General features: G+C 41.7%; 5 protein-coding genes. 4 read left to right on the top strand and 1 reads right to left on the bottom strand.

All coding sequences use genetic code 11. The features are described from left to right. The first annotated feature begins 839 nt into the window (after positions 1-839). The 4 genes from KS419_RS19795 (at position 840) to KS419_RS19780 (ending at position 5,387) form a co-directional block, all read left to right on the top strand. Entirely contained in the window at positions 840-2,963 is a 2,124-nt protein-coding gene (locus KS419_RS19795; protein WP_217068244.1) for a BglG family transcription antiterminator, read from the top strand. Positions 2,964-2,978: 15 nt separating this feature from the next. After that, entirely contained in the window at positions 2,979-3,254 is a 276-nt protein-coding gene (locus tag KS419_RS19790; RefSeq protein WP_217068241.1) for a PTS sugar transporter subunit IIB, read from the top strand. Between the two features lie 4 nt (positions 3,255-3,258). Next, positions 3,259-4,629 carry a PTS ascorbate transporter subunit IIC gene (ulaA, locus tag KS419_RS19785; RefSeq protein WP_217068238.1) on the top strand — a complete coding sequence of 457 codons (1,371 nt, stop codon included), beginning with the start codon at positions 3,259-3,261 and terminating at the stop codon, positions 4,627-4,629. 215 nt (positions 4,630-4,844) lie between these two features. Continuing rightward, a complete protein-coding gene (locus tag KS419_RS19780) occupies positions 4,845-5,387 on the top strand; it encodes a YcxB family protein (RefSeq protein ID WP_217068236.1) in 543 nt (180 codons plus the stop codon). Positions 5,388-5,634: 247 nt separating this feature from the next. Here the strand turns inward: KS419_RS19780 and KS419_RS19775 are convergent, their stop codons facing one another. Next, positions 5,635-6,069 carry a hypothetical protein gene (locus tag KS419_RS19775; protein WP_217068235.1) on the bottom strand — a complete coding sequence of 145 codons (435 nt, stop codon included), beginning with the start codon at positions 6,067-6,069 and terminating at the stop codon, positions 5,635-5,637. Positions 6,070-6,665 lie beyond the last annotated feature (596 nt).

The following is a 6,665-nucleotide window of genomic DNA, read 5'->3' as shown; positions in this document are numbered from 1 at the left end:
GTCAGAAGAAGTGGCGAATTGTTCCCGAATGGCAGTTGGGTCGGCTAGTTCGGTCAGAAGAAGTGGCGAATTGTTCCCGAACGGCAGTTAGCTCGGCCTGTTCGGTCAGAAGAAGGAGCGAATTGTTCCCGAACGGCAATTAGCTCGACCTGTTCGGTCAGAAGAAGTGGCGAATTGTTCCCGAACGTCAGCTGGGTCGGCCTGTTTGGTCAGAAGAAGTGGCGAATTGTTCCCGAACGGCAATTAGCTCGACCTGTTCGGTCAGAAGAAGGGACGAGTAGTGCCCGAACGTCAGCTGGGTCGGCTCGTTCGGTCAGAAGAAGGAGCGAATTGTTCCCGAACGTCAGCTGGGTCGGCTCGTTCGGTCAGAAGAAGGAGCAAGTTGTTCCCGAACGGCAATTAGCTCGACCTGTTCGGTCAGAAGGAGCGGCAAGTTCTGCCCGCCCGCCCGCCCGGCGTTTTCGGTTACAAGCCGGTCCCGAGTAACCCACGCCACGGTCACCCACGCCGCGAAAAACCCGAGCGAAAGACCCACGCCGCGAGTAATCCATGCTCCTAACTCCCAACTAATCCACTCCCCCGAATAGTGCCTGCCCCACATCTCACATCCTCCATCCCATCCCATCCCATCCTCCCCCCACCTTCTGCCCAAAATGACTCATCACCAAATGCTCGCTCTTGAACAACATTAAGAGTATAATATTGCACAAATCACTGCTACAAAATATAGAAAATGTAAGCATTTACATAACGGCCAGACCCTATCTATAATTAGGTTAACTAGTTGAACCACAAATGACGAAAGTCTAAAATTGCACATGTGCGAAGGTTGTGTTGTCATGACATTGGATGAAAGGTGTACACAAATCATCACCATCTTAATGAATACAAATGGATTTATTCCCGTGGAACGAATGACCCATCAGCTGGGAATTTCTAAGCGGACCGTCTATTATGACGTTCAAAAAATCAATGATTGGCTGCAAGGGAATAACTTGGAGCCAGTGAAGAAAAAGCATGGCAAAGGCTACTACTTGGAACAGGAAGCGAAGGAAAAAGCTCCGTCGTTGATCAAAAAAATTAACAAATTTCAATACTTCTATAGCAGAGAGGAACGGCTCTCATTGATGGCGGTCACCCTTTTGACCAATCGCCAGCCAATATTCCTGGAGGACCTGATGGAATTAACGCAAGTGAGTCGGGCGACAGCATCCAATGACCTGAAGGAAATCAAACAAATTTTTCAAACAAAGCAACTGGAAGTGGATTTCAACAGGAATAACGGGTATCAGATCATTGGTTCGGAACAACGGAAGCAGCAGCTTTTAGTCAATTGTTTAGCCGAAATAATGACAGCATCGAGCCATGAATTGAAAAACCACCTTCTGGAACAGATCCGACTCCCTTTTTCCGAAAGCGGCATTGGACCTGAAGGAATCACGAATCAGTTGAATAGTGTCAAGCCATTCATCGAGGAATGTGAAGCGGAGTTGGCCATCGAATTAACTGACGAAATGGTTCATCTTCTAGCTTTGAAACTTCTTGTTATTATTCAGCGCCTGCAGCATGGGAACCGGATTACGCTGGATGGGGATGAGAGGTCGGCACTCCAGTCCACGAAAGAATACAGCGCAGCGGAAAACATTGCATGGAAGTTAGAGATGATGTTTCACATAGCTATTCCGGATGATGAGATCGCCTTTATCACAATGAATTTGCTCGGGTCAAAAATAAATTATTCTGACTTGAAAAATATTCAGAGTAAAGAGATGGAAAAACTCCGGAAAGTGGTAAAGACGATGGTGCAGGATTTTCAAAACTATGCTTGCATCTTGTTCCAAGATCGTCTGCAAGTGGAAGAATCTCTCTTTAAACATTTAAAGCCTGCCTATTATCGGATTAAGTATAATGTGAGTTTACTAGAGGTGAATACCGAGAGGGTCATCAAGGAATTTCCGGAGATCTTCCGCCTGACGAAAAAAACGATCCATCCGTTGGAACAACTCGTTGGTGGGAAGATAACGGATTCGGAAACGGCCTATATTTCGATGCACTTCGGCGGGTGGCTCCAACGGGAAGGAAAGAAGCCGGTACAGAGGAAAAGAGCCTTAATCGTTTGTGAAAACGGGTTAGGGACTTCTAATATCTTATGGGGACAGATGGAAAAAATCATTGCTGCTGTGGATATCGTAGGTTGTGTATCCAGTCGCCAATATGAAAACAGGGACTATGACGTGGACTATGTTTTCGCCACCTCCCCAATCAAACATGAAAAGCACCCTGTGTTGATCGTCAATCCGATTCTGACAGACAAGGACAAAGAGGCAGTATTATCTTTTGTGAACAATAACCAGACCACAAATAAGAAGATAACAGCACCTTCCCTTCCTGCAATCATGAATATCGTACGTAAACATACAACGATTCTTGATGAGAAAGAAATGATTCAAGAACTGTCCTTATTATTTAACATTACTCAGCAAAGCGAAACAGAAAGGGAGGAGAAGCCTGTGCTAAATGAACTGCTGACAAAGGAAACCATTCACTATAAACGGTCCGCGAAAGACTGGAAAGAAGCCATTCGGATTGCTGCCGCACCACTCATCACTACGGGGTCCATCAGAGAAGAATATGTGGATGCCATGATCGCAAACGTGGAAGAATTGGGGCCATATATCGTCATCGCACCAGAAATCGCACTGCCCCATGCAAGACCTCAAGATGGCGTGGAAAAAATCGGTATGAGTCTCCTTCGATTAGAAGAGAGTGTCTATTTTTCAGAACAGGAAAAACATCGAGCCAAACTAATCATTGTTTTAGCAGCGGTAGATAACGAAAAACATCTAAGGGCCCTTTCTCAACTCACGACAATGTTGTCCGAGGAAGACGTGTTACAAAAGGTGATGGATGCAAAAAGCGCTGACGACATAATGACTTACATTAACCAATACTCTTTTGTATAACAGGAGGAGAATACGATGAAAAAGATATTAGTAGTTTGCGGAAACGGGTTAGGCAGCAGCTTTATTGTAGAGATGAACGTTAAAGCGATTTTGAAAGAGTTGGGAATCGAAGCAGAAGTATCGCACACCGATTTAACAACAAGTAAAACAGAGCCTGCCGATTACTACCTCGGTGCCGCAGATTTATTGGAAAACTTAGAAGATGGAAAACGCAATGTCATTAAATTAAACAATATTATGGACAAAAAAGAGCTCCGCCAAGTAATAGAAGCAAATATAAAGGAGGTTTAATCAAATGGTCGATTTAATAATGAATGATATTTTAGGTACTCCAGCAATTTTAGTAGGATTATTCGCCCTTTTTGGATTACTTCTTCAACGCGCCGCAATTACAAATGTGGTATCTGGAACGTTAAAAACAGTTATGGGATTCGTTATTTTAGGGGCAGGTGCCGGGGTCATTGTTGGTTCCCTGGACCAGTTCTCTGCCATGTTTGAACACGCTTTCAATATTCAAGGTGTTATTCCGAACAACGAAGCGATCGTAGCACTGGCGCAAGACGCTTTCGGTACGGAAACGGCACTGATCATGCTCTTCGGGATGATTTTCAACATCTTGTTAGCCCGATTCACACCGTTTAAATACATTTTCTTAACGGGTCACCACACGATGTTTATGGCGTGTATGATCGCTGTCATTTTGATGACTGGCGGTATGGAAGGATTTGCTCTCGTATTCATCGGGTCTCTCATTCTTGGTTCCCTCATGGTTCTTATGCCGGCCCTCGTTGCACCTTACACAGAGAAGATCACAGGATCCAGAGATTTCACAGTGGGACATTTCGGATCTGTGGGCTACTTCGTTGCCGGATTTGTTGGGGAAAAAGTAGGTAAAAATTCTAAATCAACAGAGGAACTAAAAGTTCCGAAGTCACTTGGATTCTTACGGGATACTTCCGTGGCTGTTTCCTTAACGATGTTTATTCTCTTCTTAATCGTAGCATTATTTGCTGGTCCAGGATTCATTGAAGGGGAATTAAGTGGTGGATCTAACTTCTTAGTTTTCGCTTTCATTCAAGGTTTAACATTCGCTGCAGGGGTTTACGTCATCCTCGCTGGTGTTCGTATGTTACTTGCGGAAATCGTACCTGCCTTCAAAGGGATTGCAGATAAGGTTGTACCAAACGCTGTACCAGCATTGGATTGTCCGTCCGTCTTCCCATTTGCAAACAATGCGGTTGTTATCGGATTCTTATTCAGCTTTATTGCCGGATTAATCAGCATGTTCTTACTTCCATTGTTCGGCTTACGAGTTATCGTACCAGGACTTGTCCCTCACTTTTTCACTGGGGCAGCGGCCGGGGTATTCGGTAATGCCACTGGCGGACGCCGCGGGGCAATACTCGGTGCCATGGCAAACGGATTCTTGATCAGTTTCTTGCCAGCGTTATTACTTCCAGTTCTCGGTGTTCTCGGATTCGAAGGAACAACTTTCGGAGATTCCGACTTCGGATTAGTGGGAATTCTACTCGGTGGTATCGTTGAGCTATTATCATCACCAGCACTATTCATCTCAGCGATTCTAGTGATCTTAGCTGCCATCTTTGGCTTAGGATTCATGGTTGATAAAAAAAAGAACAAAGCTAAAAGCACAAACGCAGCGTAAAAAATGAAATTCGGGAGGTGCCTCCCGAATTTTTTTCTAGTTGCCGTTCCTGCACTGCCTTTTCTTATTCACTCTTCTTCAGCTATCGTGAGTGTTCAATAATAGCAGTAGATTTTTGTGTTAATGGGGCAGGGGAGTTGAATAGCTAAGATAGGATGGAATGTGTTAAATTGATTAGATGGAGGAAACAAAAATTAGTAAACGGGGGAGATTTTTTGAGTAATAAACAGGAACAGGAGCAGGAGCTTTCCATAAAGGGAACGGTAAGTTTAGAAGATTTTTCAAAATATAATGCTTATCATTCTAAAAAAAGCACATATACTTATTTTTTCATCATCTTAATTGGCTTTTGGGTTATTTTGTTCCTTCTCGAGTTATTAGTACCCGATAATCTGTTGTTTTATATTCCTAAAGGGGTTCTAGCGTTGGTTATTTCACTCATAACTATTTTTAGTGTTAAAAAAAGCCTTAAACAGCGGGCGATGAAAGAGTATGAAAGCGACAAACGCATTAAAAATGAAATCAGTTATACGTTTAGTGGCGAGGGAATTAGCCAACAAACAGGAAGGTCGAATAACTTTTTTGAATGGAGTGACATTCACTTAGCAAGGGAATATGAGGAGATGTTCCTTTTGTATATATCAAAACATAAGGCGATTATTTTGCCAAAAAGGTTTTTCCAATTAAATGATGATATTGATTTATTTAAGATAATTGTTACAAAACATATAGAGTCAAGTAAAAATAAGTTTCTTTAATACCCTTCCACAAATGGGGTAGTGGTAGCGTTGGTTGGAGATAAAACCAATATTAAACTATAAAACGGTCTATGATTAAAAATCGTCCAATTAGGAGGTCTAATTGGACGATGAATTACAGTCATATTTGAATTTTTCCCTTCACGAACGAAACTACATAGAATGTTTTATAGACATCTTTTTCCCTCAAAAATAGATTGCTGAACCACTTCGTAAGTGTCAATAAAAGAATTCCTGGTATAAGAGACTAGCATTTGGAGTTATCCCTAGATTTATAAATACTTGTTATTACTATAAACCCAAATACAATTCCTGAAAATTGTTCCACCCCATTATTCAAGAATTTGTGGGCAATATTACCAGGTGGAATCAAAAAGCTTGGTGCATAAACTACAAGGAAATAAAAAAAGCATAAATAGAGGATCGGAACTCCCGCAAACACTAATTTCTCTTTGTTTACTTTCCATAGACCGTCTTTTTTATATTGTTGAATAAAAAGAGGTAAACCTAATGTTATGCCAATGGGCACATACATAAATGAAAAAAAGTAAACGGAAAGAGGAGCGACGCCAGTAGTGGACATCTTTTGTCTAATAGTCATGATGATGTCGCCAATAAAAATAAACAAGACGATGAGAACAAAAGTGTAAATGAAGTAAGCAACTGATTTTTTAATAGACATCTAAATTCCTCCAAAGTCAAAATAGTTAATCGGGAGGTGACAGGCACTTGTCGAAATCGACAAGTGCCTGTCACCTCCCGATTATAGCAGAAACTTTCCTCTTTAGTTTAACATGTTTTTCCAACTAATGGTTATTTTGTCGAAATATATAAGCGTAAGGATAACAGTTTAACACCTTTACACCTTTACTTGCTTGTAAGTGCCCTAGAACCCCACTTTTTTAGCTGTGGGAGTTGTCAGTTTCGTTGCAGATCAGCAAAGGAAAAATATTGCTATGTTTCACCGTCTACATCCCTCCATTTATAAAATAAATCGTATTGAAAAGGGACCTATATTTATCCAATATTCAGGTCCCTAAGTTGCTTTCATTCATATGTAGTTTTTACAAATCAATAATCTAACCTGCAACAACAAAACTAATCCTAACAAACTAGTGATAGGATCAAACCCGTATCCTCATTATAAGAAAATGGCCACTAGATTAAAGAGTCCTCCCAAAACGTTGAACTACTCACCACTTAACACCCTTTCGGGTTGTTAGAAGTGGGAGATTCTTGGGAATAGAGCGTACTTGTTAGCGTATTTCTTTGCCAACA

Origin of the sequence: Evansella tamaricis (genome assembly GCF_019042215.1) — a bacterium.
GTDB lineage: Bacteria > Bacillota > Bacilli > Bacillales > Salisediminibacteriaceae > Evansella > Evansella tamaricis.
Note: the sequence above shows the minus strand (reverse complement) of the source record. Positions and strands in the feature narration are given on the sequence as shown.

Excerpts from the sequence above, each read along its gene's own strand:
- KS419_RS19775 (WP_217068235.1), bottom strand. The coding sequence starts at position 6,069 with ATGTCTATTAAAAAATCAGTTGCTTACTTCATTTACACTTTTGTTCTC.
- ulaA (WP_217068238.1), top strand. The coding sequence starts at position 3,259 with ATGGTCGATTTAATAATGAATGATATTTTAGGTACTCCAGCAATTTTA.
- KS419_RS19790 (WP_217068241.1), top strand. The coding sequence starts at position 2,979 with ATGAAAAAGATATTAGTAGTTTGCGGAAACGGGTTAGGCAGCAGCTTT.
- KS419_RS19795 (WP_217068244.1), top strand. The coding sequence starts at position 840 with ATGACATTGGATGAAAGGTGTACACAAATCATCACCATCTTAATGAAT.